Raw genomic sequence first — 23,581 nt, 5'->3', positions numbered from 1 at the left:
CCTTATCATGCGTCGCTCATTCGTCATCGCCGTTGCCGCCTGCGCCCTGTTCAGCGGTATCGCTCAGGCGCAAACCGTGGTCGCCACCAGCAACATCGTGGTGCGCGCCCTGGATCGCAGCATCAACTTCACGTCCGACACCACCACCTCGCTGCGCGACATGAAGGCCGTGGTGCAAGCCCGTGACGACGCTGCCAGCTTCGTCGCCAGCGCCGGTGAGATTCGCGGTGCGCAGTTGGAAGCCGCGCTGCAGACCATCCGTCAGCAGTTGCCGCAAGCGCAGGCTGCCAGCGATCTGCAACTGGCCGAAGCCATTCTCGCTCTGTGACCCACCTCGCCGCCTGGTGCTGCGGCGCGCTGCTGGCGATGGCCGCAGGCTTCGCCCAGGCGCAGCTGCGTCTGACGCTGGACGACAGCGCTCTAGACGCAGCCGAACGCCAGGCGAGCCAGGCCCTGCTGGACGAAGCGATAGCCGCATTGCCCCCGCGCTTCGTCCAGCAACTGGACCGAGAAGTGAGGGTCAGCTGGCGCGCCGGGCTGCCCTCGGAGATCTACGGTCAGGTCGGTCGCTTCAGCGGCATCGAACTCAACGCCGAGCTGCTGCCGAAGCTGGTCGATGGCTCGGCTGCAGAAAATCGCACCGATCGCCCGCACGGCACCCAGCGCCAGGAGTTGCTGGCCACGCTGCTGCATGAGCTGACCCACCTCTACGACCGCGCCCGCCTCTGGCCTGTCGCCGAACGCCGCCACATGAGCCAGTGCCGACAACGCGCCAGTTCAATGGGTCCGGTTGGGCTGCCGGAGGACTGTCGTGGCCAGACCGAGCGGCGTTTTACCCTCAGCGACGACCCGCGCCTGCTCGATTTGGCTGGCTGGTCGCAGCGGGTCGGCCAGCATGGCGCGCGCGATCTGAACAACGGCCAGGTCGCACGCAGCCCGGACAGCTACGAGCTGACCAATGCGCTGGAGTTCGTCGCGGTCAACCTCGAATACTTCCTGCTCGACCCCAGCTACGCCTGCCGCCGCCCCTCGCTGGCGCGCTATTTCCGTGAGCACTTCGACTGGACGCCGCCCAGCGAGAACTGCGCCAACGACTATCCCTACCTCAATGCCGGGCGCGACTTTGCCTTGCAGCCACTGGGGCGACTCGATCCTGAGCGCGTTTATGAGGTCGACTACCTGCTCGCTGAAGCCAACGATGCCTGGATGAGCCGCTGGGGCCACAGCATGCTGCGCCTGGTGGTCTGCGCACCGGGCCGGCCACGTGGCCCGGACTGCCGCCTGGATCTCGACCACCACCTGGTGCTGTCCTATCGTGCCTTCGTCGGCGACCTGCAACTGTCGAGCTGGGATGGCCTGACCGGCGTCTACCCCTCACGCCTGTTCGTCCTGCCGCTGGAGCAGGTGATCGATGAATACACCAAGGTCGAGCTGCGCAGCCTGGCCTCGGTACCGCTGCGCCTGTCGCGCAACGAGGTCGAACAACTGGTGGTACGCGCCGCCGAACAGCACTGGAGCTATGACGGCGACTACTACTTCGTCTCCAACAACTGCGCGGTGGAAACCCTCAAGTTGCTGCGCAGCGGCACCGCTAATCCGCGTCTGCACGCACTCGACAGCATCCTGCCCAATGGCCTGCTGAAACTGATGGATGCTCGCGGGCTGGCCGACACCACAGTGCTCGACGACCCGCGCGAGGCGCTGCGTCTGGGCTATCGCTTCGACTCCTTCCGCGAGCGCTATCAGGCCATGTTCGCCGTGCTGCGCCAGCGCCTGCCCATCCAGCAGGACAGCGTCGAGTCCTGGCTGGAACAGTCCGCACAGGCTCGCCGCCAGTGGTTCGACGAGGCCGACCTGCGCGCCAGTGCCGCCCTGCTGCTGCTGGAGCAGGCCGCGCTGCGCCGGCAACTGCTGCTGGCCCAGGACGAACTGAAGCGCCGCTACCTGACCGGCCGCGCCGCTGGCGATCCGAGCCTGAACAAGGCCGGTGCCGCGCTGGAACAAATTCTCGCAAACAGCGGTTTCCTCAGCCGCCCGGCCGAACTGCTCGAAGGCGGTTACGGCTTGCCGCAACAGAAGGAATGGCAGCGCCTCGAAATCAGCAGCCGTGAGCGCCAGCAGCAACTGCGCCAGCTCAGCGATGAACTCGATGACGAAGTCCGCAACCTGCTGCAACCCGAGCGCCTGGCCGAACTGGAGGCCAACGAGGCCAACCTGGTGGCATTGGGCGAACACCTGCGTGTGTTGCACAAGGCCAGTGGTGGGTTGCAGCTGCCCTGAGTCAGCTACCTAGCAGCTTGCCCATCGAAGGCAGGCCCAACTGCTGCAGCGGATTGGCAGGCGCCTGTTGCTGAGGTTTGAAGCGACCAATCGCCGATTCGCACTGAGCCAACAAGCCTTTGCTCGTTGCGCTTTGGCATGATTGATAGGCCTGTTGTGCCTGGACGACCCGCTCGCTCTGCAGGTGCACGGAAATCTCCAGTGGCGTCATCAGTTGATTGCCCCAATGTGCCTGACCGCGCTGCAGATAGCGCTCGGCCTGAGCCTGCCGGTCGAGACTGAGCGACAACGTGATGATCTGGTCATAGCTGGAGAGGGACGCATACTGCCATTCGCTTTCTGGAACCTGCTCCAGATTGGCGAGTGCATCCTTGTAACGTCTTTGCTGAACCGCCAGGACGAACTGCAAGGTTTGTGCACGCATGCTCCTGGCAGCCGGTCCGCTCGCCACTTCCTTGGCCAACTGGCGCGCCTCGCTCAGATCGCCCTTGTCGAGGGCCTTGGTCGCACGGTTGATCAGCACCTGTCCGGCGAGAATCTTGCCGCTCTGACCACCAAGGAGCTGTCGCTGATAACTGGCAAGCTGCGGGCTTCTGCGTCGCTCGCTGCGATACTCGCTGGCGATATAACGCACCAACGCCTCCTCCCGCTGGGCAGGCAACTGGTGGGTCTTGCCAAAGTCCGTCCATACATCCACGGCTGCCAGCTGCGCAGCGGTCACCCCGCTCTGGATACCCTGCTCGAGCAGACCGCCGATGCCCTTCTTCTGCATCGCCTGGCTGAACAGCTGTTTCTGCATGGCCTGATAGCGCTGCAACTGGCTGACATTACTACCCTCGAAGCTTTGTAGCCGCTGGATGCCATGTACCGCACCACGCGGAGAGTAACCCGCACGACTGAGCAGATCGACGGACAGCAAATCAGCCTCATCCTCCTGAGCACGCGTCCAGCTGCTGTTCCAGAAATTGTCGGATACTGCCTTGAGCAGAGTACCTGACAGGCTGCTTTGTACGATTGTCTTGCCCACTGCGTCGGGATCACCCACAACCAGTTTGCGTGACGTACCGCTCTTCTGGCTTTCCAGCCCGGCCACCGTAACGCCCAGGCTGACCGCCGTTACCGATGCATCCAGCAACTTCTTCTGCTGATTGAAGAAATGCTCGCGATCGAGGTGTCCCAGCAGCAAGTGAGCCGCTTCGTGGCCAAGCATCGCCGCTAGTTCGTCCTCGCTCTCGATGGCCTGTAGAGTGCCCAAGTTGAGGTAGATGACATTTTCTGCGGTAGCGCGCGCACCAAAACTCTCCGAAGCGCTGAAGCGCACTTTGATGTCTGGTTTGGCATGCGGCCAGTGGGCCAGCAAACGGCTCAGCACCTGATCGCAGTAAACCTGCAGCTCCGGGACCTGAAAGCTTTCGACTTGGGCCATCTGCTCGGTCAGGTCTACCTTGCCGAACCCGCGAATCTCATCCGGATCGCTGGCACCGGCCAATCGATCAACCAGAGCATTATTCAACCAGGGGCTGTTGGTCACCGGCTGCAGTGCCAGCGGGCGAGCACGCGGACTGTCAATGAACTTGCCTTCAAGTGGCACATTGCCGGTCGACGGCATCTGCTGGCATCCGATCAACAGCGAACAGGCAATTGCCAATGTCATTTCCTTACGCATGAATACTCCCTGATTCACTTGCCGCAGGCCTTCGAATAGCCCATCACCGCATTGGTCTTGCTGTCTGCCAGAAGGCTGGTCTCGGCGACCTTGCGGCAATCGAAGGCAACTGTCTTACCGTGATTGAGTTTCACATCCAGCGGATCAAGCCAGACCTGGCGCTCACCAACGGCGATCAGCAGCAGGTTCTTGGCTTCGCTGAAGCTGATCACCTGCACGTCTGGAACAGGGAGCTGATCACGACTCATATCGCCGAGAAACTCGCCCTGTTCGTCATACAGCGCGACCTTTTCCAACGGGTAACCGATAATTTTCAGCGGCTCCTGCGCCCATGCCGACACGCTACACAGCAACAGCCCGAATACTGTGGCTCTGAACATTGCTAGATCTCCCTTTCAGTTGACGTGCGACCCCTGCGCTGGTGCCACCACTCGGCAACCCTGGCCTCCCCCAGGTAGGCGTAGAACAGGCCGATCATCAGCAGCAGTCCCAGCCAGTCGAATGGCGCGATATGCAGCCAGCGCGCGAGATAGAAACTGATCAGCAATGCGAGACTGCTGAGCAGAACGAACCAGAACAGGTAATGGCTCGCACAGCGATAGAGGCGCCCACCCTTGGCTGGTGGTTGTGACGGAATCCAGAGCGCCACCAAGCCCGCCAGCAGCAGCAAGGCGATCTCCAGCCAGTCGCTCAAACTGATACCAAGCCAACCATCTGGCGCCGCTCGCCAGTAGCTGTGTCCCTGCGTCAGCAGGTTGTCCAGAGCCATCGCATGCACGTATACGCCCGGCAACAGCCCCTGCACCGGGCTGCTGACAAAATCCGGGATGCCGCGGATATGCGCCCCCAACAGCACATGCTTGCCACGCAAGACTTCGGCGACACTCGGGTCACGCAACTGATTGGCATACAGGGTGCGGGTGTAGGGACAAGGCTGTGGTCGCTCAACCTCACTGGCGATGCGCTGCGAACGGAATGCATCGGCGGCCAGCATACTGAACACCTGCCCCCAATCCCCCCGCTGCCCACGCACATCACAACCGGTCAGGTCGACGAAGTCCTGCATACCCGCGTCGCTCCAGTAACCCCAGCGCACCAACAGCGGTGCATCGAAGCCTTCCTGCGGGCAGTCCCACTCCAGGCAAGCCGCCTGGTACAACTGCAACGCAGGCGTGCGCAGTGTCCCCTGCGGGCTTGGCAAAAGTAGCGGATAGTGCTCGCCATAGCCGCTCCAATGGGTCGGAGCGGTGTTCGCCATGGCGGCGAATTCGGGCAATACCAAAGAGCGGCCCTGCGCATCGTGGTAATCGGCAAGAATCAGCGGCACGCCCTGCTCGCGAAAGCTGCTCAAGACCCGCTGCAGGCTCTCGGTGGGACCGCCGTCGTAACGTCGCTGGGTATATAGCAGGTCAACGAATAGTGACCTGGGCTGATAGCTGAGCAACTGCCGCAACAGGCGCGCCTGCTCGCCATAACGCAACGGCCAGCTAGCACCCAGATCTGTCAGCGCCTGATCATCGATCAGCACCACTACCACGTCTTCCTGCCCAGCCTCAGGGTAGAAAGGCGCCAGCATGCGCAACAGCCAGGTTTCGCTATGACGGTCGGAGGCATCGCGCAGACCGAACGGATTGAAGAACGCGACGAAGAGCATCAACAGCAAACCCAGAACAGCGCCAGGTTTGTTGAGCAATGGAGCAAGAAAAATTTGCCTGAGGCGCATCCCTGAAAGCACAAGAACATCCTTGATATAGCTTGGCGCAGAAATGTGACACAGCTCACAAGCAAAGCAAACAAGAATTTGACATCAAAATAGTGGCACTCAACCCGAAAGCTACCTGCTCACGGAATGTCCTCTTCGTCTTCTCGTGGCAATTGCTCGTCCAATCGCAGCCAAGGCAGCCGACTGCCTACCCAGATATGTCGATCCGCCGGGGCCTGCTCCGGTTCGTCCAGCGTGGCGACGGTCACATCCAGCGTGTTCGGGCTGAGCGAAGTGAACAACGTCAGATGCGCGCCGCAGTCACCACAGAAGTAGCGCGTGCAGCTGGCCGATGAGGCGAAAGCCTTCGGCGTGCCGCGCAGCCAGTGAAATGCCTGGCGCGGCACCGTGACCCAGGTGGTGAGAATGCCGCCGCTGCTGCGCCTACAGATCGAGCAATGACAATGAGCGATGTCCGTCAGCGGCGCATCGACCCGATAGCGCAGTGCGCCGCACTGGCAGCCGCCCTGATGTTCGACCTTCATCCTGCCTCCGCCTTGCATTGCCCCGCGCCGCTGACCAAGATGGGCGCTCACCACCATCGGGGGTTGCCGTGATAGACCTGTTGCTGGCCTTGTGGCCGCTGTTCGCCATGATAGTCGCCGGCTACTGGCTACGCCTGCGCGAGTTCCCCAGCGAAGCTTTCTGGCCAGGCGCCGAGCGCCTCAATTACTTCATTCTGTTCCCTGCCCTGCTGTTCTCCAGCCTGGCCCGTGCGCCGCTGAACAACCCGGCCTTGCCGCGCCTGGCGCTGGCAGTGCTGCTCGGCCTGGGCATTGCCTGGCTGACGCTGCTGCTGGTACGTCGTCTGCGTGGCTGGCCCGCCGGGCGTTTTGGCGCCTTCACCCAGGGCATCCTGCGCTTCAACACCTACCTGGGCCTGGCTGCGGTCGGTAGCCTGTTTGGCCAGGAAGGCCTGACCCTCGCCGCGCTGATGCTGGCCTTGATGGTGCCGACGGTGAACGTGCTGTCGGTGTGGTCGCTGACTGCCGAACGTGGCGTCAGCGCGCGCAGCCTGCTGCTGCCGATCATCAAGAATCCACTGATCCTCGCCTGCGTCGGCGGCGCGCTGTTCAACCTCACGGGCATCGGCCTGCCAGGCGGCACCGAGCGCCTGCTCAGCCTGCTCGCTGCAGCCAGCCTGCCGCTGGGCCTGCTCTGCGTTGGCGCGGCACTCAAGCCCGAACAGCTGGGCGGAGAAATCCCTGCGCTGACCTGGAACAGCGCGCTGCGCCTGCTGGCAATGCCGCTGCTGGCCTGGGGCGTAGCCTGGGCGCTGGCGCTGCCGGCAATGGAAAGCGCAGTGTTGGTGCTGTTCTTCGCCCTGCCGACCGCACCGACCGCCTACGTACTGACCCGCCAGCTCGGCGGCGACAGCCAACTGATGGCCGGCATCATCACCCTGCAAACGCTACTGGCAGCGGGCAGCCTGGTGGCGATCATGATGTTGCTAGCCTGACTGGCCCGCTACTCCACGTAGCTCTCGATCAACCGCTGATATTCGCCGCTCGTCTTGAGTGCTTCGAGGCCACGATTGAAGCGCTCGATCAACTCTGCAGCGCGCGGATGCTGTCGGGAGACGATGAAGTGCAGCGTATTGCTCTGAAACGCCGTCTGCGAACGATGAAACTTGCTCAGTTCGGCGCCGGTAGATCGCAGCGCGCTATCGCCCAGATTGCGATCAGCGACAAACAGATCATCGCGTTGCAATAGCAACAGCCGCGCGCATTCCTGCAGACCGAGCGGAGAGTGACGATGCAGCACGCCCTGATCAATCAGCTGCTGGATAGCTACCGGCGGCTGCCAACCCAGGGGATAGCAAAGGCGGCGGCCGCTCACGGTCGGCAGATCATCGAGTTCGATGTGATCTCCGGCCCGGCTGAAGATGTACTGCTCGGCCACATAGATGGGCGCCGAATAGAGAAATTCCGCCTCGCGCTCTGCAGAACGGACGTAGGGAAAGGTGGCGTCGTACTCAACGCGCCTGGCCTTCAGGTAACCGCGGTTCCAGGGTAGCCAGTCGAGTGTGATTGCCGAACCCTGCTCGGCCAGCGCCGCACGCACCACCTGGGTGAGCATGCCCTGACCGGGCAATGCCTTGCCAGTGAACGGCGCATAGTCATCGCCCGTAGCCAGGTGCAACACCTCGGCTCGCGCCGATGCGCACAACAGCAGACTCAGCAGAGCCGCCCCCCATAATCCCACCATCGATCTCCAGTCACTGGCGTGCAATCGCCTTCCTGCCCCCTGATCATTGACTCTTGCTCTCACAAGCACGCCTGTCCAGTGCAACCAGGCTATAGGGCGACAATTCGTCCTGTTCTCTTGATACGAAGCAACAGACAGGGCAAGACGCCGTCTATTCTTGCCGCAAAGCGAACGAGGTGCGGCACATCGATGAATGACACCAACGCCAACGATCAGCCTGACGTTTTCCCCTACCTGCAACTGATCCACCAGCACGGCGGCTCGGACCTGTTCTTCAGCGTCGGCGCACCGCCGCACATGAAAGTGGAAGGACACAGCCAGCCGGTGGGTCAGCGCATCATGAAGGCCGGCGAGGTGCAACAGCTGGCCTATCAGTTGATGACCCAGAAGCAGGTCACCGAGTTCGAGCGCGATCTGGAGATGAATCTGGCGGTCAGTCTGCAGGGCGCTGGACGTTATCGGGTCAACCTCTACTACCAGCGCGGCGAAGTAGCCATGGTGGTGCGCCTGATCAAGAGCCAGATTCCCAGCTTCGAGGCGCTCGGTCTGCCGAAAATGCTGGAGAAGCTGGCCATGCAGGATCGCGGGTTGATCCTGGTTACCGGCGCGGCCGGCTCAGGCAAGTCCACCACCCTGGCGGCGATGCTGGATTTCCGTAATCGGCACAAGAGCGGGCATATCGTCTGCATCGAAGACCCCATCGAGTTCCTCCACAGCCATCAGCGCTCGATCATCGACCAGCGTGAGGTCGGCCTCGATACCCACAGCTTCGGCGATGCCCTGCGCAACGTGCTGCGCGAGGCGCCGGATGTGATCATGCTCGGTGAGATCCGCGATGCTGCCACCATGCAGCACGCGCTGCATTACGCCGAAACCGGTCACCTGTGCGTGGCTACGCTGCATGCCACCAGCAGCAGCCACGCCATCGAGCGTATCGCCCGCTTCTTCCCCGACGAAGCCCGCACGCAGGTGCTGGCCGACGTGGCGCACAACCTGCTCGCGGTGATCGGACAGCGCCTGGTGCCGGGCATCGCGCAAAAACGCGTGGTAGCGGTGGAGCTGATGCTGGGTACGCCCTATATCCGCGATCTGATCCAGCGCGATGAACTGGAGGCGTTGCGCGAAGCCACGGCGCGGGCAGCTGAGCAAGGTCTGCAGACCTTCGACCAGCACCTGTTCGCCCTGCTCGAAGCCGGCCGTATCAGCCTGGCCGAAGCGCTCAAGTTCGCCGACTCGCGGACCGACCTCAGCCTCAAGTTCAAGCTCGAGCGCGGGTTCTCTGCAGACGACGCCGAACTCAAGGTGCTGCGCGACGGCTGACTGGCTTTATCAGTGATTTCGGCCGATGCTCATCTATACAGGCCGAAACCATAACTCCTCATCGGCCGTCTTTCAGGGGGCCGATTCATGCTGACCCTGCTGCATTTGCTGTCAGCCATTGCTCTGTTGGTCTGGGGCACACACATCGTACGTACCGGCATCCTGCGCGTATTCGGCTCGCAGTTGCGCAAGGTACTCAGCCACAACATCGGCCGCCGGCCGCTGGCGTTCGTCGCCGGCATCGGCGTCACGGCGCTGGTGCAGAGCAGCAACGCCACAGCCTTGCTGGTCACCTCGTTCGTCGCCCAGGGCTTGATGGCGCTGGCGCCGGGCCTGGCGATCATGCTCGGAGCTGACGTCGGTACGGCGCTCATGGCCCGCGTACTGACGCTCGACCTCAGTTGGCTCAGCCCGCTGCTGATCTTTCTCGGGGTACTCTTCTTTCTCTCGCGTCGACAGACCCGCGCGGGCCAACTCGGCCGCGTCGCCATCGGCCTGGGCCTGATGCTGCTGGCGCTGGAGCTGATCGTCGCCGCCGCCACGCCCATCACCGAAGCACGCGGGATTCGCGTGCTGTTCGCGTCACTGACCGGCGACCTGCTGCTCGACGCACTGGTCGGTGCGCTGTTCGCCCTGCTCACCTACTCGAGCCTGGCCGCCGTGCTGCTCACCGCGACCCTGGCCGGCGCCGGGCTGATCAGCCTGCCGGTAGCGATCGGCCTGGTGATTGGCGCCAACATCGGCAGCGGCCTGTTGGCCTTTCTTACCAGCAGTCTGCAAAACCCTGCCGGGCGTCGCGTGGCGCTGGGCAGCCTGATCTACAAGCTGATCGGGCTGGTGCTGGTGCTGCCCGTGCTACAGCCGCTGGCCGACTGGCTGGACAGCCTGAATTGGCGCCCGGCGGAGCTGGTGATCTTTTTCCACCTGCTCTACAACAGCCTGCGCGCCGTGCTGATGTTGCCCAGCGTCGGGCTGATGGCGCGCTTCTGCAACTGGCTGCTGCCGGACCGTGCTGACGACAGCGGCATCGCTCGACCGCGCCACCTCGATCCGACGGCCCTGACCACGCCCAGCCTGGCGCTGGCCAACGCCGTGCGTGAAACCCTGCGCGTGGGCGACAAGATCGAGGCCATGCTCGGCCATCTGCAGCCAGTGCTGGAACAGAACCAACCCGCATTGAACAAGGAGTTGCGCAGCCTCAATGACGATGTCGCCAGCCTGTGTCGGGCAGTCAAGCTGTACCTCGCGCAGATCCCGCGCGAAGCGATGAGTGAGCATGAAAGGCGGCGCTGGGCGGAAACTCTCGAGCTGGCGGTGAACCTTGAGCAGGCCGGGGACCTGATCGAGCGCATGCTCGGCAAGATCCAGAATGAGAAAACCGCACAGCGCCGGGCGTTTTCCGAAAAGGGCCTGGAGGAGCTGACTCACCTGCACACCCAGCTGATGGCCAACCTGCGCCTGGGCCTGAATGTCTTTCTCAGTGCCGACCATGCCAGCGCCAGCCAGCTGCTACGCGAGAAACGCCGCTTCCGCGCGCAGGAACGCCGCCTGGCGCATGCTCATATCGGCCGGCTGCAGCGCCAGGTGGTGCAGAGCATCGAGACCAGCTCCCTGCACCTGGAGCTGATCGCCGACATGAAGCGCCTCAACTCGCTGTTCTGCGCCAGCGCCTATGTGGTGCTGGAGGGCCAGGAAACGGGTGCTCTCAGGCTCGAAGGTGGCGAGTGACTCAGTCGGCGCTGGTCACTCGCTCGGGCGCCGCCGGCTCCACGCCGCGCCAGGCATACCAGGCGAAGAACAGCGCCATCAGCAGATAGCCGTGGACGAAGTCCGGCGCGGCGTACCAGGCCAGCTTCGGTGCATGCATCAGGCCGACGAAGGCCATGCCGGCCGCCACCAGAGCGAAGACAGTGGCCTGGCGGAACTGGCGGTCGATCACCGCCACGCACATGGCGCCGAGCAGAATGGCACTGAACATCGCACCCTGTCCCAACGCACCAATGGCACTGGAAATACCCTCGACCACCTCGGGTGCGCCCCGATTGAAACGGGTCATCAGGTAGTTGGCGAAATACGGCAGCATCGCCAGCGCGACCGCCGGGTAATGACGGGCGTGGTTGCTGTTGAACGCCGTGGCGATCATCGACATGCCGACGAACACCAGAATCGGCGCCACCACCGCCACAGGAATCAGCGCAGCGATGAAGGCGATCAGACCGAACATGGTCGCCAGGCCGTACACCGCGCCGTTGAGCAGACTGTAACCGCGCCCCGCGCCCATCCACTTCGAGCCCACGGTGGCGATGTACACGGTGGTCGGGAATACACCGCCGAACAGCGCCCCGAGCGAGGTGCCCAGACCGTCCACCGCCTGGCACTCGCGCACGCTGTAGCTGTCACCGGCGGCGCTCATGGCCTCGACGTTGTTCATGGTCTCGATGGCGTTGTACAGGGTGATCGGCAGGATCACCGTCATCAGCGCCAGCATCGTGGTGAACAACAGGCCCAGGCCTTCGTACCAGGCCAGGTTGGGCAATAGCGGATAGAAACCCAGGTGAGTGAAGGCCTCGCTGAACTTGCCGCTATCGGCCGCGCCAATCAGGTAGGCCAGCGCCGTACCGATGACGATGGCGAACAACGAGGCCGGCAGACGAAACGGCATGCTCACCCGCGCCACCAGACCGACGATGGTGATGGCCAGTACCAGCAGACCGATCACCGGGATTTCCAAGGTCTTGAACAGCATCTCGCCGGCGATGAAGGTCAGTGCGACGCCAGCCACCGCGCCGAGCATGGCCGCACGTGGCAGGTGACGCTGCACCCAGCCGCCAATCAGGCTGATGGCGGCCTCGATCAGACCACTGATGAAGCAGGCGGCGACTGCCACCTTCCAGGCCAACTCGGCGTCGCCGGTGAGGTTCTTTGCCGGTAACAGCACGCCGAACAGGAAGACGAACATCACCGGCGTGCTGATGCCATAGGACAGCGCGGTGACGTCGGCGCGGTTCTCCTTGCGCGCCAGTCGCGCGGCGCTCCAGGCGTAGTAGAAATTACCGGCCATCACCGCTACCGCAGCCCCCGGCAACACCTGGCCGAACACGATCTCGGCGGGAAAACCCATACCCAGCATGCTGATGGCGATGATCACGAAGTTGGCGATGTTGTTCTGGAACAGGGCAAAAAAGGCGTCGGTGTCTTCCTTCTTGTACCAGGGGTAATGCACGCGCGGCGTCGACATGACGGGCTGAGTCCTTGTGGTCTACATGGTCAGGTCGGCGAGTCTAGCAACCCGCCGCCAGGGCATAAACGAACAAGGCAGCCGAAGCTGCCTTGTTGGAGGTGAGGCCGCGTTCTAAGCCGCCTGAGCCACCTTGCGGCGGCGCTGCAGCAGCACGACGAGCGCGAACAGCAGGAAGCCGGGAATCCACATCAGCTCCTTCATCCAGCGGTCGGTCGGTGCCCGCACGTTGAGGATCTGCTGGTCGAATTCGAGGCCGGCATCGGCTGCCATGCTGCCGAAGGTGACGCTGTCCACCAGCACCTTGTCGCCCTCCTCATAGAGGTTCAGGCCGAGCTTCTCCAGACGCTCCTGACCCGAGGCGCCATCGGGCACCGGCAGCAGCACGGTGAGCTCACGTGGATCACCCACGGCGTCTTCCCCGAGAATACGCAGGCGCAGCGAGCTACCGTCCTCCACCCCATCGAGTGCCTGAGCCAGTTCGGCAGGCGGTATGTCCTGATAGGGATCGTGCAGCATGTCCATCCAGAAACCGGGGCGGAACAGGGTGAAGGCCACCAGCAGCAGCAATGCGCTTTCATACAAGCGGCTGCGCACCAGGAAGAACCCCTGAGTACCGGCGGCGAATATCAGCATCGCCACCGTTGCCACGATGAAGATGATCACGCCATGCCAGAAGTCGACGTCGATCAGCAGCAGGTCGGTGTTGAAGATGAACAGGAACGGCAGCGCGGCGGTACGCAGGCTGTAGAAGAACGCCACCAGGCCGGTCTTGATCGGGTCGCCCTTGGACACCGCTGCCGCGGCGAACGAAGCCAGCCCCACTGGTGGCGTCACGTCGGCCATGATGCCGAAGTAGAAGACGAACAGGTGCACCGCGATCAGCGGCACGATCAGACCATTCTGCTGCCCCAGCGCCACTACCACCGGCGCCAGCAGGCTGGACACCACGATGTAGTTGGCCGTGGTCGGCAGGCCCATGCCAAGAATCAGGCTGAACACCGCCACCAGCAGCAGCATCAGCATCAGGTTGCCCATCGACAGCAATTCGACCAGGTCGGCCAGCACCAGGCCCACGCCGGTCTGCGACACCGCACCGACGATAATACCTGCCGCCGCCGTGGCGATACCGATACCGATCATGTTGCGCGCGCCGGCGATCAGGCCTTCGCGCAGATCGACCACGCCATCGATGAAGGTGCCATGGTCATGGCTGCCGTCGCGGCGCATCCAGCTCAGCAGCGGACGCTGGGTGAGCAGGATGATGATCAGCATCACGCTGCCCCAGAAGGCCGACAGGCCGGGAGACAAGCGCTCGATCATCAGACACCAGACCAGCACCACTACCGGCAGCAGGAAGTGCAGACCGGACAGCAGCACGGCGCGGGTCTGCGGCAACTCTTCCAGCGGCGCATTGGGGTCTTCGGCAGGCAGCACCGGCACGCTGGCAGCGACCTTCAATAACGCCAGGTAGACAACCGCGAGCAGAGCGCCGATCACCGGCAGGGCATATTCGCCGAGCGCAGGCTTGAGCCAACCGAGGCCGTAGTAGACCGCCAGCGACAGGCCGCTGATCAGCGCTGCGCCGAAGGCGAAACCGGTCAGGCGACGTAGCCAGGGCTTGGGCTGATGACCGCCGATGGGCTGCAGACCGAGCTTCAACGATTCCAGGTGAACGATATAGAGCAGCGCGATATAGGAAATCGCCGCAGGCAGGAAGGCGTGCTTGATGATCTCGACATAGGGCATGCCGATGTACTCGACCATCAGGAAGGCTGCTGCGCCCATCACCGGCGGCATGATCTGGCCGTTGACCGACGAAGCCACTTCGACCGCACCGGCCTTCTCCGACGAAAACCCGGTGCGTTTCATCATCGGGATGGTGAAGGTGCCGGTGGTCACTACGTTGGCGATCGACGAGCCGGAGATCATCCCGGTCAGGCCGGACGCCAGCACCGCGGCCTTGGCCGGGCCACCACGGAAGTGACCCAGCAAGCTGAATGCCAGCTGGATGAAGTAATGCCCGGCACCGGCCCGCTCGAGCAGCGCGCCGAACAGCACGAAGAGAAACACGAAGCTGGTGGATACGCCGAGAGCGATACCGAACACGCCTTCGGTGGTAATCCACTGGTGGTTGGCCAACGCATTGAAGCTGACCCCACGGTGCGCAAGCAGGCCGGGCATGTAGGGGCCGGCCAGGCTGTAGACGAGAAAGAGCAGAGCGATGATCGCCAGGGGGGGGCCAAGCGCACGGCGCGTGGCTTCCAGCAACAGAGGAATACCGATGCAGGCGGTAACCAGGTCGCCCGTGGTCAGGCTACCGGGGCGCAGGGCCAGCTGCTGGTAGAAGATGAACAGATAGGCGGCACTGGCAGCGGCGACCAGGCCAAGGGCGATATCCATCAACGGCACACGATCACGCGGCGAGCGCTTGAACGCCGGATAGGCGAGAAATGCCAGCAGCAAGGCAAAAGCCAGGTGAATGGCGCGGGTCTGGGTATCGTTGAGTACGCCAACACCGAAGATGAACGGCAGTGGCGAGGCGATCCACAGCTGGAACAGCGACCAGAGCAAGGCAAGGCCGGTGATCACCTGAGCCATCAGGCCGACGGGCATACGCGCGCCGACATCCTGGGCGATCAGTTCCTCGGTGGAGAGTTGTTTTTCGGCCATAGGGGGGTACACCTACGTTGTCATTCTGATAAAACGGCGAGCCCCTCACTGACGGAGGGGCCCGGTTTCTTGACCCTGTTAGCGGGTCTCTAGGCACGCAGTTTACCTATACAAACTCAACTGCGCCCGTTTTAGCGCTCAGCCAGGTTATCTCCACCCGACCTAGAGCCAGCCTTTTTCCTTGTAGAAACGTAGTGCTCCTTCATGCATCGGAGCCGTCAGTCCCGCTCTGATCATGTCCTCGGCGCGCAGATTGGCAAACGCCGGGTGCAAACGCTTGAAGCGTTCCAGGTTATCGAATACCGACTTGACCAATTGATAGACGACCTCGGGATCGGCCTTTGCCGAGGTGGCGAGTACGGCCTTGCCGCCAATCGACGCAATAGGCTCAGCGACCCCAGGGTAGAGGCCTGCAGGAATATCTGCCCGGGTGAAATAGCTGGCCTCGGCCAGGAGTTTGTCGACACCCGGACCGGTGACCGGGATCAGGCGGGCATCGACCGTGGTCAGCGCTTCCTGGATGGCGCCACTTGGATGGCCGACCACATAGGTGATGGCATCCAGATTGTTGTCCCCCAGCGCAGCAGCCATCTCTGCCGGTTTCAGCTCGGCCGCGAGCGCGAAGTCGGACTTGCTCCAGCCACTGGCCTGCATCACCTCATCGAATGTGTCGCGACTGCCCGAGCCTGGCACACCGATATTCACTCGCTTGCCCTTGAGGTCCGCGAAACGCTGGATGCCGCTGTCGGCACGAGCGACCACGGTAAGGATCTCGCTCTGCAGCGAGAAGACCACTCGCAGGTCCTCGACAGCACCGTCCCTGTCGAAAGGCGCCTGCCCCGTCAGCGCCTTGTTCTGGTGATCGGACTGAATGAAGCCGAAGTCATAGTCACCGCCTTTGATCGAAGCGATGTTGCTGACGCTGCCCGCCGAGGAAGGTGCGTTGCACTTGATGCCATGCTCGGCACCACTGCGGTTGAGGAAACGGCAGATCGACTGACCTGCGGTGTAATAGACCCCGGTCTGCCCGCCCGTGCCGATGGTCACGTAGCGCTCTTCGGCGACAAGGGGACTGGCCAACAGGCTGCTACCCAGCACGCACGCCAACAAACCCATGATTCGATGTTGCTGCATATCAACGTCCTCGTATTTTTGTTTTTCGAACGGTAGATGGGCCGTCACCGCCGACACCATCGATGGAGCCATTGCGGCAGTTACGCGGGCTTGCGCACCGCTGTCACCATGATCTCGACCCGTATATCGGCGCTGGCCAGACGCGCCTCGACCGTGGCACGTGCCGGCGCGCAGCCGACCGGCAGCCAGCGGCTCCAGGCATCGTTCATGGCGGCAAAATCCTTTTCGATGTCTTTCAGCCAGATCTGCGCGCTGAGCAGATGAGCACGATCCGACCCGGCCTCGGCCAGCAGGGCGTCGATCTTGTCCAGCACCTGGGCCGTCTGGCCCAAGACATCCTGGGTGCGGTCGGTCGGGACCTGGCCGGAAAGAAAGATCAGGTCGGAGAAAATCGTCGCGCCGGACAGGCGGTCGTTGGTCTGAATACGTTGCACGGACATGGCAATCTCCTGCTGTTATGAGTGTTCGTTGAGCTCAGGAAGCCAGCTGCATGCCATCGAGAGCGATCGCCGGTTGCTGCTGGCCTATCAGTTGAGTCAGTACCTCAGCGCTGCCGCAGGCCAGGGTAAAACCCAGGCTGCCATGGCCCACGTTCAGCCAGAGATTGTCGATACCACTGGCCCCCAGCAGCGGCGTTCCCTCCGGCGTCGCGGGACGCATGCCTGCCCAGGTTTCGGCGGCGGCGTAATCGCCCGCCCGCGGAAAGCTGGCCTGAGCAAGCTGCCTCAACCCGGCAAGCCGATCCGGGTCTGGCGTGGCATCCCAACTGCCGATATCGACCATGGCGGCAACCCGCAAGCGCTCACCCAGGCGGGCGTAGACCACCTTGTTGTCATAATCGGTGACGTTGGTTTCCGGGCCCGCTGTCAGGTCGGCCAGCGGCAAGGTGAGGCTGTAGCCCTTGAGTGGGTAAATCGGCAGTCGCAACCCCAGCGGGCGGAGCAATGCCACACTGCCGACACCTGCAGCGACCACCACTTGGTCTACCTCCAGCTCCTCGTCTTGCAGAGACACAGCCCTCACCCTGCCGCGCTCCAGGGGTATGCCGGTGACCCGCTGTCCGGCATGCAGACGGAACGAGGGATTGCCGCGCAGCTTGCGCAGCAACTTCCGGCAAAACTGATGACAATCGCCAACCTCGTCGCCAGCAGCGAAGATTCCACCCCGGAATCGTCCGGCCAACCCTTCCAGCGCGGGTTCCAGCTCAAGACACTGGTCGGCGTCGAGAGGGCGTTGATGTGCCGATTCCCCGATGGTGCTGCGCGCCTTGTTCCAGCTCGCCGCGTTGCGGTAGATCACCAGCTTGCCATTGGCGCGCCAGGAAAAATCGTCCAGCGAGTGATGCTCACGCCAGTCCTGTAATACCGACTGGCTGTACAACGCCAGGCGCAGGAGGTGTTCGCCATTGCGCTGGTTCACCGAGCGGCGGCAGGCCAACAGGAAGCGCAGGCACCATTGCCACTGGTGCGGGCTCAGGCTGGGACGGAACCGCAGCGGGGCGTTACCCTGCAGCATCCAGGACAGCGCCTGCAGCGGCACTCCGGCATCGGCCAACGGCGAAACATAGCGATAACTGAGCTGACCACCATTGGCGAAGCTGGTCTCCAGCGCCACTTCATCACGCTGCTCGATCAAATCGACCCGATAACCCTGGCGAACCAGGGCATAGGACGTGGTCAGGCCTATCACGCCCCCACCGATAACCGCGACCCGCATCATCCATCTCCCACCTCTGAATGTGACTGAGGGTAGGGATGCGTGGAGCGGCCGACCAATGAAAAGATAGTGGCAGCCCATAACCCCAGGTTATGCTCCAGCAGGTCTCGCGGGAACACGAACGGATCATGCGCCTACGTCATATCGAGTTGTTTCAGGCGGTCTTGCAAACCGGCAGCCTCACGGCCGCAGCTGAGTTGCTGCATATATCGCAGCCGGCCGCCAGCAAGATTCTCCAGCATGCGGAACAACAGCTGGGGTTCGCACTGTTCAGCCGCGTGCGCGGCAAGCTGCTCCCCACCGCAGAAGCGCGAATCCTGCAGCAGCAGACCGAGCGACTGTCCGCCGAACTCCAGGATCTGCGTCGGCTGTCTGCCAGTTTGCGCCGTGGAGAAGAACGGGCATTGCGCCTCGTCTGTACCCCCACTCTGGCGCAGACTCTGCTTCCCGACGTGGTGTGCGGCTGGCGCGCCGAGTTTCCACAGATCCGATGCGACCTCGCGACCCAGCACACCAGTGAAATCGTTCAGGCATTGTTGCTACGCGAAGCCGATCTCGGCCTGACTCTGCAACGCGTCGAGCACCCGGATCTGCATACGGAAGTTCTGACACAGGGAAGGATGATGGCCATCGCGCCGCCCGGTTGGTGGAGCGACGATGCGTGCACGACACCGATACGCCTGCAGAGCATGGCCGGCCTGAGCCTGATTGGCCTGGACACGCGGGATGCGCTGGGCGGCCTGCTGCGTGGCCACATCGAGGAGCTGGAGCCGCCTGCCCGCATCGACATTTCGGTACAGACCTACCAGTTGGCCCGCATGCTGGTGGCGGCAGGACAAGGGCTGGCCCTGGTCGATCCTTTTACCGCACTGTCTGGCAACCTGGGCGACGTCCAGGCCCGCCCACTGGAACCCAACATCCCTGTAACGCTGCACTTGCTGCGGCGGGTCGACGAAACACCCTCTGCAGCTCATCAAGCCCTGCTGAAGCGTTTGCAGACCCTGGCGATCGGTCTGCTTGAGGAACAGGGCTGAGTCATGCCCCTGAAAACAGAAAACCGCGGCCGAGGCCGCGGTTTTCTGTCAGCCGAAAGCTGGCTTACAGCCAGCCGCGCTCTTTGTAGTAGCGCGCGGCGCCCTCATGCAGCGGGGCAGTCAGACCGACCTTGATCATCTCCTCTTCCTTCAGGTCAGCGAAGGCAGGGTGCAGACGCTTGAAGCGATCGATGTTGTCGAATACCGACTTGACCAGTTGATAGACCACTTCCGGATCAGCCTTGGCGCTGGTGGACAGCACAGCCTTGCCGCCGATGGACGGGGTCGGCTGGTCATTGCCCTTGTACAGACCGCCCGGGATATCAGCCTTGGTGTAGTAGGTCTTCTCGGCCAGCAGCTTGTCGATCTCGGCGCCGGTCACCGGAACCAGAACGGCGTCGGTGGTGGTGGTGGCTTCCTGGATCGCGCCGTTGGGATGACCGACGAAATAGGTCATGGCGTCGATATTGTTGTCACCCAGAGCACTGGCCTGCTCGGCCGGCTTCAGCTCGGCAGCCAGGGCGAAGGCCGAGCGATCCCAGCCTTTGACGGCCATGATCTCTTCCAGGGTGTCACGCTGACCGGAACCCGGGTTGCCAACGTTGACACGCTTGCCCTTGAGGTCATCGAAGCTTTTGATGTTGGCGTCACGACGGGCGAGGATGGTGAACACTTCGCTCTGCAGCGAGAACACGGCGCGGATGTCGCTCATCGCACCTTCAGCCTGGAACGGTGCAGCACCGTTGAGGGCCTTGAACTGGTGGTCGGACTGCATGATGCCGAAGTTGAATTCGCCACTGCGAATGCCATTCACGTTGGCCACGCCGCCGCCACTGGCTGGTGCGTTGCATTTGATGCCGTGCTCAGCCGAGCCACGGTTGAGGAAGCGGCAGATGGACTGACCGGCCACGTAGTAGACGCCGGTCTGGCCGCCGGTGCCGATGGTGACGAATTTCTCTTCGGCCTGTGCCATGCCACTCAGGGCAGTACCCGCGAGCGCGGCGGACAGGACCCATGCCAAGGATTTGCCTTTCATGGGATATCTCCTTTTTTCTGTTGTTTTGAGCGAGCGTGCCTTGTGAGCGACGTCCGGGTGGGAAGTCTAACCGCTTGCGGCGAATATGCACGCCTTGTTGAACAACCGGTCGTAACTCCTTGTGTGGGGCGCGGGCTATCGCCTACCCCCGGCATTGGGCAGAATCGGCCAATGTCGAACGTCCTTCACGAATCATCACAGGCCTCGGTCAGCGCCAGTCTGACCCAGGCCGTGCTACATGCAGCCAGCCGTCTCGGTCTCGACCGTCAGGCCCTGCTCGGTGCCTGCAACCTGGCTGATGAGCAACTGGCCGATCCTGACGCACGTATCCCGTTCATCACCCAGCAAAGCCTCTGGCACGAGCTGGATGTACGCCTGCAGCACCCGGAGCCCGGTCTGCTGCTCGGGCGCAACCTGACGCCCGGGCCCTTCAGCGTGCTCAGCTACCTGCTGCAGAGCAGCGCCACACTGGGCGATGCGCTGCACGCCGCACTGCGTTACCAACGCCTCGGCGGCGAGGGCGGCGAACTGCATATCGAGACGCGCGACGACAGCCTGTTGCTGCTGTACCGCCCACTGCATCCGCAGCATCCGGCGACCCGCATCCGCGTACTGGCGATGATGGCCTGCTGGGTGCAGATGACCAGGCCGCTGCTCGACGACTTCCATCTGCTCGGCGCGCAATTTCGTCACGCTGCACCTGCCGACCCTGCGCCCTATCAGGATGTGTTCGCCTGCCCACTGCAGTTCGCCAGCGACGACTACGCCATCGCCCTGCCCCGCGACCTGTGTCAGGTGCCCCTGATCCAGGCCAACCCGCCGCTGCAGCAACTGCTGCGCCAGCATGCCGAAACCCTGCTCGCCCGCCTGCCCAGTGCCAGCCTCAGTGCGCGGGTCATCGGCCTGCTCGGCGAGCAACTGGCGCACGGCGAGCCCGACCGCGCCGAACTGGCCCGCGCATTGAATGTCAGCGAACGCACCCTGCAACGTAGGCTGGCCGAAGAAGGCTGCAGCTATCAGCACCTGCTGGCTGACACGCGCCGCCAGTTGGCCGAACAGCACCTGCGCGACGGACGTCTGCCTGCCGCGGAAATCGCCCTGCTGCTGGGCTACTCCGAACCCAGCGTATTCTTCCGCGCCTTCCGCCAATGGACCGGTCTGACCCCTGGCGAATACCGCTCCCAGCACGGCGCTGGCTGAGTCGCAGACTCACACTGCGTAGCGCTCGCAACCATCATGGCCCGGCGCTCCGATCCGCAGATCAGCCGGCCTATCAGCCATATTGATGATGACTATGCCTGGGCCTGGCGTGCGCGACATGCAGCCGAGACGTTAGAGTGGCCGGCCACGTAATGAGGAGACTCCCCATGAGCCGACTGGCCTCCATCAAGCTCTCCACCCTCGACCTGGCGCCGATTCGCGACGATGGTGATGCCGCTCAGGCCCTGCACAATTCGCTGGCGCTGGCTCGCCATGTCGAGAGCCTCGGTTTCGAGCGTTTCTGGGTGGCCGAACACCATAACATGGACGGCATCGCCAGCTCCGCCACCTCAGTGCTGATCGGCTACCTGGCCGCCGGCACCTCGAAAATCCGCCTGGGTGCTGGCGGCGTGATGCTGCCCAACCATGCGCCGCTGGTGATCGCGGAACAGTTCGGCACCCTCGCCACGCTCTATCCCGGCCGTATCGAACTTGGCCTGGGCCGCGCACCCGGCGCCGATCAGTACACAGCCCATGCCCTGCGCCGTAGTCGCGATGGCAGCGCCGACGACTTCCCCAATGACGTCGAAGAACTGCAGGCCTACCTCGGGCCTCGCCAGGAAGGGCAGCGGGTGATCGCCATGCCCGGCGCGGGCACCAATGTGCCGCTCTGGCTGCTCGGCTCCAGCCTGTTCAGCGCCCAACTGGCCGGCATGAAGGGCCTGCCTTACGCCTTCGCCTCGCACTTCGCACCGCGCTACATGCACGAGGCGATCCGCATCTACCGCAACCACTTCCGCCCCTCGGCGGTGCTGGACAAGCCCTACGTGATGCTTGGCGTACCGCTGCTGGCAGCCGACAGCGACGAGCAGGCGCAGTATCTGGCCACCTCCGCGTTCCAGCGCATCCTGGCACTGATCCGTGGCCAGAGCCTGGTGCAACGCAAGCCCGTACCGAGCATGGACGGCCTGTGGCTGCCGCACGAGCGCCAGGCCGTGGGCGAGTTCTTCGGCCTGGCCACCATAGGCGGACCGCAGACCGTGCGCCAGCGCCTGGAACAACTGCTGGAGCAGACCGAAGCGGACGAACTGATCTTCACCTGCGACATGTACGACTTCGCCGACCGCCTGCACGCTTTTGACATTCTTGCCGAGCTGCAACGCGGCTAATAGGCCGTTGAAAAACCTAGTCGACGCACGAGGCCAAAGCCGAGTTGGTTTTTCAACAGCCTGCTCAGTGCGAACTTGTACGCGAGACAGCCCTCTGAATCAGAACAGGCCGCCAGACCGGTGGCCCCGTTCATTCGATAGGAGACGCACATGAAGAAGACAGCTTCGGCCCACTGGCAAGGTGGTATCAAGGACGGCAAGGGCACCATCTCTACCGAAAGCGGCGTCCTCAAGGACTCGCCCTATGGCTTCAACACCCGCTTCGAGGGCAAGCCCGGCACCAACCCCGAAGAGCTGATCGGCGCCGCTCATGCCGGCTGTTTTTCCATGGCACTGTCCAAGGAGCTGGGCGACGCCGGCATGACCGCCGAGAGCATCGACACCAAGGCGCAAGTGACCCTGGAGAAGGTCGATGGCGGCTTCGAGATCAGCGCGGTGCATCTGACGCTGCGCGCGAAGATCCCGGGCGCCGAACGCGTCGCCTTCGAGAAAGCCGTAGAGGCTGCCAAGACCGGCTGCCCCGTATCCAAGCTGCTGAAGGCTACGATCACCCTGGAAGGCATACTCGAAGCCTGAACTGGTACCGGCGGCGCACCCGATGATCAACGGGGTGCGCCGTGCGGATCAGGCGCGGCCTAGATGGCTGTCCCGCAACGCAGCACCTCGCCACGCGCCAGCACATTGCGCTGCTCGTCATACAGCCAGGCCTGCGCTTTCATCAGCTGTTGGCGCGCCTCGATGCGATAGCGCTGACCTGCAACGAAGTCGTCATAGCGCAAGCGAATCTCGCAGGTCATGCGCAATGGCTCGCTCTGCATGCCAATCGACCCGCCGCTACGCACCTCGAACTGGAAGCGTGTTTCCAGCTCATGCTGGCCGGGTGTCACCTGAAAGTAGCGGCCATCCGGCCAGCGCTTGTCATCCAGGCGGTCGGCCATCAGCAGGGTGTCGGCGCTGGAATACAGCTCGACCCAGGCCTGCTGCGGGTCGGGTTTGGGCAGAGGTGAAGCACAGGCCCCGAGCATCAGCAGGGCGGGAGCGAGAAACAGGGCGCGCATGGCGACCTCCACGATAGGGTTCAGACACCAGCCTACATCGGGAGGCGGGCAAAACCGAGGCGAACCGGCGTATTCACACGCATGGGG

At 63.1% G+C, this 23,581-nt stretch carries 21 protein-coding genes; 9 read left to right on the top strand and 12 right to left on the bottom strand.

The features are described from left to right. The first annotated feature begins 7 nt into the window (after positions 1-7). Positions 8-328 carry a DUF2388 domain-containing protein gene (locus GV002_RS00510; RefSeq protein ID WP_017676111.1) on the top strand — a complete coding sequence of 107 codons (321 nt, stop codon included), beginning with the start codon at positions 8-10 and terminating at the stop codon, positions 326-328. Beyond that, positions 325-2,280, top strand: a complete 1,956-nt coding sequence (locus GV002_RS00505) for a DUF4105 domain-containing protein (RefSeq protein WP_160016572.1) — start codon at positions 325-327, stop codon at positions 2,278-2,280. Before GV002_RS00510 ends, GV002_RS00505 begins: the two co-directional genes overlap by 4 nt. A gap of 1 nt (position 2,281) precedes the next feature. Here the strand turns inward: GV002_RS00505 and GV002_RS00500 are convergent, their stop codons facing one another. The 4 genes from GV002_RS00500 to GV002_RS00485 all read right to left on the bottom strand — a co-directional run bounded on the left by GV002_RS00500 (position 2,282) and on the right by GV002_RS00485 (position 6,193). Next, the gene (locus GV002_RS00500) at positions 2,282-3,946 is read right to left on the bottom strand and encodes a M48 family metallopeptidase (RefSeq protein WP_160016571.1); all 1,665 of its coding nucleotides are present in this window, start codon (positions 3,944-3,946) and stop codon (positions 2,282-2,284) included. A 14-nt stretch (positions 3,947-3,960) separates the two neighbouring features. After that, complete coding sequence (locus GV002_RS00495) at positions 3,961-4,326, bottom strand: hypothetical protein (protein WP_160016570.1); 366 nt, start codon at positions 4,324-4,326, stop codon at positions 3,961-3,963. 2 nt (positions 4,327-4,328) lie between these two features. Next, positions 4,329-5,600: a CHASE2 domain-containing protein gene (locus GV002_RS00490; protein ID WP_160016569.1), complete on the bottom strand. Its 1,272-nt coding sequence runs from the start codon at positions 5,598-5,600 to the stop codon at positions 4,329-4,331. A 188-nt stretch (positions 5,601-5,788) separates the two neighbouring features. Continuing rightward, positions 5,789-6,193 (bottom strand): GFA family protein, encoded by a 405-nt coding sequence (locus GV002_RS00485; protein ID WP_160016568.1) that lies wholly within the window; start codon positions 6,191-6,193, stop codon positions 5,789-5,791. A 107-nt stretch (positions 6,194-6,300) separates the two neighbouring features. On the opposite strand from GV002_RS00485, the gene GV002_RS00480 reads away from it, so the two are divergent. After that, positions 6,301-7,167: an AEC family transporter gene (locus GV002_RS00480; protein ID WP_256667019.1), complete on the top strand. Its 867-nt coding sequence runs from the start codon at positions 6,301-6,303 to the stop codon at positions 7,165-7,167. An 8-nt stretch (positions 7,168-7,175) separates the two neighbouring features. Here the strand turns inward: GV002_RS00480 and GV002_RS00475 are convergent, their stop codons facing one another. Continuing rightward, complete coding sequence (locus GV002_RS00475) at positions 7,176-7,916, bottom strand: substrate-binding periplasmic protein (RefSeq protein WP_160016566.1); 741 nt, start codon at positions 7,914-7,916, stop codon at positions 7,176-7,178. A 189-nt stretch (positions 7,917-8,105) separates the two neighbouring features. Here GV002_RS00475 and GV002_RS00470 point away from each other — a divergent pair, with 189 nt between their 5' ends. Next, a complete protein-coding gene (locus GV002_RS00470; protein WP_160016565.1) occupies positions 8,106-9,236 on the top strand; it encodes a PilT/PilU family type 4a pilus ATPase in 1,131 nt (376 codons plus the stop codon). A gap of 87 nt (positions 9,237-9,323) precedes the next feature. Then, the gene (locus GV002_RS00465) at positions 9,324-10,964 is read left to right on the top strand and encodes a Na/Pi cotransporter family protein (RefSeq protein ID WP_160016564.1); all 1,641 of its coding nucleotides are present in this window, start codon (positions 9,324-9,326) and stop codon (positions 10,962-10,964) included. 1 nt (position 10,965) lies between these two features. Here the strand turns inward: GV002_RS00465 and GV002_RS00460 are convergent, their stop codons facing one another. The 5 genes from GV002_RS00460 to GV002_RS00440 form a co-directional block, all read right to left on the bottom strand. Then, a complete protein-coding gene (locus tag GV002_RS00460; RefSeq protein WP_160016563.1) occupies positions 10,966-12,474 on the bottom strand; it encodes an NCS2 family permease in 1,509 nt (502 codons plus the stop codon). Between the two features lie 114 nt (positions 12,475-12,588). Continuing rightward, positions 12,589-15,147, bottom strand: coding sequence for a TRAP transporter permease (locus GV002_RS00455; RefSeq protein ID WP_160016562.1), 2,559 nt, complete (start codon positions 15,145-15,147; stop codon positions 12,589-12,591). A gap of 162 nt (positions 15,148-15,309) precedes the next feature. Then, positions 15,310-16,281: a TAXI family TRAP transporter solute-binding subunit gene (locus GV002_RS00450; protein WP_160016561.1), complete on the bottom strand. Its 972-nt coding sequence runs from the start codon at positions 16,279-16,281 to the stop codon at positions 15,310-15,312. An 80-nt stretch (positions 16,282-16,361) separates the two neighbouring features. Beyond that, the gene (locus GV002_RS00445) at positions 16,362-16,721 is read right to left on the bottom strand and encodes a RidA family protein (protein WP_160016560.1); all 360 of its coding nucleotides are present in this window, start codon (positions 16,719-16,721) and stop codon (positions 16,362-16,364) included. 34 nt (positions 16,722-16,755) lie between these two features. Next, positions 16,756-17,997, bottom strand: a complete 1,242-nt coding sequence (locus tag GV002_RS00440) for a D-amino acid dehydrogenase (RefSeq protein ID WP_160016559.1) — start codon at positions 17,995-17,997, stop codon at positions 16,756-16,758. 128 nt (positions 17,998-18,125) lie between these two features. Here GV002_RS00440 and GV002_RS00435 point away from each other — a divergent pair, with 128 nt between their 5' ends. Continuing rightward, complete coding sequence (locus tag GV002_RS00435) at positions 18,126-19,031, top strand: LysR family transcriptional regulator (protein ID WP_160016558.1); 906 nt, start codon at positions 18,126-18,128, stop codon at positions 19,029-19,031. A gap of 64 nt (positions 19,032-19,095) precedes the next feature. On the opposite strand, the gene GV002_RS00430 is transcribed toward GV002_RS00435, so the two are convergent. Next, positions 19,096-20,067, bottom strand: coding sequence for a TAXI family TRAP transporter solute-binding subunit (locus GV002_RS00430; RefSeq protein WP_160016557.1), 972 nt, complete (start codon positions 20,065-20,067; stop codon positions 19,096-19,098). 171 nt (positions 20,068-20,238) lie between these two features. On the opposite strand from GV002_RS00430, the gene GV002_RS00425 reads away from it, so the two are divergent. The 3 genes from GV002_RS00425 to GV002_RS00415 all read left to right on the top strand — a co-directional run bounded on the left by GV002_RS00425 (position 20,239) and on the right by GV002_RS00415 (position 23,012). Next, positions 20,239-21,267 (top strand): AraC family transcriptional regulator, encoded by a 1,029-nt coding sequence (locus GV002_RS00425; RefSeq protein WP_160016556.1) that lies wholly within the window; start codon positions 20,239-20,241, stop codon positions 21,265-21,267. 167 nt (positions 21,268-21,434) lie between these two features. Then, entirely contained in the window at positions 21,435-22,436 is a 1,002-nt protein-coding gene (locus tag GV002_RS00420; RefSeq protein WP_160016555.1) for an LLM class flavin-dependent oxidoreductase, read from the top strand. A 150-nt stretch (positions 22,437-22,586) separates the two neighbouring features. After that, positions 22,587-23,012, top strand: coding sequence for an OsmC family protein (locus GV002_RS00415; RefSeq protein ID WP_160016554.1), 426 nt, complete (start codon positions 22,587-22,589; stop codon positions 23,010-23,012). A gap of 59 nt (positions 23,013-23,071) precedes the next feature. Here the strand turns inward: GV002_RS00415 and GV002_RS00410 are convergent, their stop codons facing one another. Then, complete coding sequence (locus tag GV002_RS00410; RefSeq protein WP_160016553.1) at positions 23,072-23,494, bottom strand: hypothetical protein; 423 nt, start codon at positions 23,492-23,494, stop codon at positions 23,072-23,074. Between the last annotated feature and the right edge of the window lie 87 nt (positions 23,495-23,581).

Origin of the sequence: Pseudomonas sp. 8O (genome assembly GCF_902506495.1) — a bacterium.
GTDB classification, from domain to species: domain Bacteria; phylum Pseudomonadota; class Gammaproteobacteria; order Pseudomonadales; family Pseudomonadaceae; genus Aquipseudomonas; species Aquipseudomonas chaetocerotis.
Note: the sequence above shows the minus strand (reverse complement) of the source record. Positions and strands in the feature narration are given on the sequence as shown.